The sequence below is a fragment of the Caballeronia sordidicola genome, assembly GCF_002220365.1.
In the GTDB taxonomy this organism is placed as follows: domain Bacteria; phylum Pseudomonadota; class Gammaproteobacteria; order Burkholderiales; family Burkholderiaceae; genus Caballeronia; species Caballeronia sordidicola_C.
Genome location: NZ_MTHB01000212.1, coordinates 1 through 2,560, shown reverse-complemented (window position 1 = coordinate 2,560; position 2,560 = coordinate 1). Strand labels below are relative to the sequence as shown.

The 2,560-nt window shown below is 59.4% G+C and carries 4 protein-coding genes; all 4 read left to right on the top strand.

Annotation, left to right across the window (positions count from 1 at the left end; all coding sequences use genetic code 11):
- Positions 1 to 1,111, top strand: a 1,111-nt coding sequence (locus BSU04_RS30280; protein WP_218827368.1) for a chloride channel protein, incomplete at its 5' end; no start/stop codon positions are given.
- Between the two features lie 157 nt (positions 1,112 to 1,268).
- Entirely contained in the window at positions 1,269 to 1,520 is a 252-nt protein-coding gene (locus BSU04_RS48065) for a hypothetical protein (protein WP_256983459.1), read from the top strand.
- 3 nt (positions 1,521 to 1,523) lie between these two features.
- Positions 1,524 to 1,913 carry a fluoride efflux transporter CrcB gene (gene crcB / locus BSU04_RS30270; protein ID WP_089163997.1) on the top strand — a complete coding sequence of 130 codons (390 nt, stop codon included), beginning with the start codon at positions 1,524 to 1,526 and terminating at the stop codon, positions 1,911 to 1,913.
- 13 nt (positions 1,914 to 1,926) lie between these two features.
- Entirely contained in the window at positions 1,927 to 2,250 is a 324-nt protein-coding gene (locus BSU04_RS30265; RefSeq protein ID WP_089163996.1) for a DUF190 domain-containing protein, read from the top strand.
- Positions 2,251 to 2,560 lie beyond the last annotated feature (310 nt).

The window sequence follows — 2,560 nt, the reverse complement described above, 5'->3', positions numbered from 1 at the left end:
TCCGAAGAAGGTCGTGCCACTGCGCATGGTGCCGCTCGTGCTTGGCGGCACGATCGTCTCGCATCTATTCGGTGCGTCGGTCGGCCGAGAGGGTACAGCGGTGCAGATGGGCGCAGCACTCGCGGACCAACTGACCCACGCGTTTCGTCTCGAACGTGAAGACCGTCGCATTCTGCTGATGATCGGCATGAGCGCAGGTTTCGCGTCGGTGTTCGGCACACCGCTAGCCGGCGCAGTGTTCGGCCTCGAAGTGCTTGCAATCGGGCGTATGCGTTATGACGCACTCTTTCCTTGCATCGTAGCGGGCATCGTCGCCGATCAGGTCTGTCTGGCATGGGGCGTCCATCACGTCCACTATGCGGTCGGTGCGATCGCGCCGATCAGCGCATGGAGCGTCGTTGCCGTCGTTATCGCCGGCATTGCGTTCGGTCTGGTCGGCATGGCATTCGCAACCAGCGCGCACAAGCTCGGCGCGCTGGTGAAGCGCCACATCACATATGCGCCGTTGCGCCCGTTCGTGGGCGGGATCGTCATAGCGACTGCCGTGTGGGCGCTCGATGCCTATCACTACATTGGCCTTGGCATTCCCGACATCGTTCGCTCGTTTCAGCAGCCGATGCAGCCGTGGGACTTTCTCGCAAAGTTCGGCTTTACCGTTGCGTCGCTTGGTACAGGCTTCAAGGGCGGCGAGGTCACGCCGCTGTTCTACATCGGCGCGACCCTCGGCAATGCACTGGCGCCGTTGCTGCATATGCCGTTCGCGCTGATGGCAGCCATCGGCTTCGTTGCGGTGTTCTCAGGGGCCGCAAATACACCGATCACCACCACGATCATGGCTATGGAGTTGTTCGGCACGGGCATCGGCCCACTTGCCGCAATCGGTTGCGTGACCGCTTATCTGTTTTCCGGACATGCGGGCATCTATCACGCGCAGCGCGTCGGGCATGGCAAACATCGCAAGCACCGGCTGCCGGTGGCAGACGGAATACAGAGTGCCGAGCGCGGCGGGTCTCTCCCGCAGAAAGCAACAGCGGTGACACCGATCGCGAATGACAAGCAGCCGCGTAGGTCTATCGATCCGGCAGTGACGACAGAGGAAAGCGGCCAATGATTCAGCAAAGCAATAACCAGCGCATTGCGGCGCTGCGACTTTACTTCCCGCTCGCGACCCGCGCGCGAGCGACGCGCGAGCGACGCGGTTCTGGCATCGCCTCAGCGCACCTGCACTTGCCCATCACCTGATAGCCGTCGCGAAGAGATCGAACATCATGCAAGCGATGCTGCATCACGTCAGTTCAGGGTATCTGCCCGGAGAGCGGCTTTCTCACCAGCATCCAGAAATCAACGGCATGCGGCATCCGCAGTGCCTCGAACTGGTCGACACAGAGGAACGCCTGCGTGGCTTCATGCGCGAACACGCCGATGAGCTGCGCAAGGTCCATGCAGTGATGTTCCTCTGCGAACTCCCCGCCGCGCATCACCTCACTGCCCATGCGCATCCAACGTCAAGCGGAACTTAAACTATGACCGGGGCGTACTCGCTTATCGCCATCAGCATCGGCGCGACGCTAGGCGCACTCACCCGATATGGCTTGAGCCTCACGATGAACGCGCTCGTGCCAAACATTCCGATGGGAACACTCGCGTGCAATCTGATTGCCGCGTATATCGTCGGGTTTGCGATCGCGTTCTTCGGTTCGACGGCAGGTCTGTCTGTTGCGTGGCGCCTTTTCCTCATCACCGGTCTGGCTGGCGGCCTCTCGACATTCTCGACTTTTTCTGCCGAGCTGCTGACCTTGCTTCGGGATGGCCGACTCGGGTGGTCGGTCGGCATGCTTGCGCTGCACGTCGGTGGTTCGTTAGTCATGACCGCGCTGGGCATGGCCACACTTTCCCTAACCCGTCACACCTGAAAAGGAGTTCTCAATGCAAGGGTATCAATTGACGTTTTTCACTGAACAGAACCGTAAGCATGGACATCAGTCAATCTGCGACTGGCTGCTAAAATTCGCCGAACAGCACGGCGCATCGGGCGGAACGTTGATGACAGGTGCGGAGGGATTCGATCACGCGGGCAAGTTCCATTCGGCCGGCTTTTTCGAACTCGCCGATCAGCCGCTTGCCATCACCGTTTACGTCGATGAGCAGGCATGCCAGAGCTTGATGAACGCGCTCGCGGAAGAAGACGTCGATCTCAGCTACGTGAAGATTCCGGTCGAGTTTGGCCGGACTGGCCGCTCGGTCGCGTGACAAGTCGCAATCAATTTTTCAACGGCTACCAATCTCTTTTTACAGAACTGTCAGTCGCTCGTCGGGTCGCTTATTTTCGTTGTCTGACAGACAACAGCTAGTGTGATGTCCCGCCGGGCTGGGCGCGCAACGGCGGATCATGGCCGGGCCGAGACGCCCATCGGCGCGGATTCTGCTCAAACTAGGCGAAAAAAGCCTGCAGTATGACAAGTTACCGCGGTTGTGTTGAACTATAGAGCATTGATTCTGCAAAGGAGCAAGCGGTAATGTGAGGTGAGATGGGCATCCTTTTTGCGTGCAAATGTGATGC

Bases quoted from the DNA above. Each gene is read 5' to 3' on its own strand.
- crcB (WP_089163997.1), top strand. From the start codon at position 1,524: ATGACCGGGGCGTACTCGCTTATCGCCATCAGCATCGGCGCGACGCTA.
- BSU04_RS48065 (WP_256983459.1), top strand. From the start codon at position 1,269: ATGCAAGCGATGCTGCATCACGTCAGTTCAGGGTATCTGCCCGGAGAG.
- BSU04_RS30265 (WP_089163996.1), top strand. From the start codon at position 1,927: ATGCAAGGGTATCAATTGACGTTTTTCACTGAACAGAACCGTAAGCAT.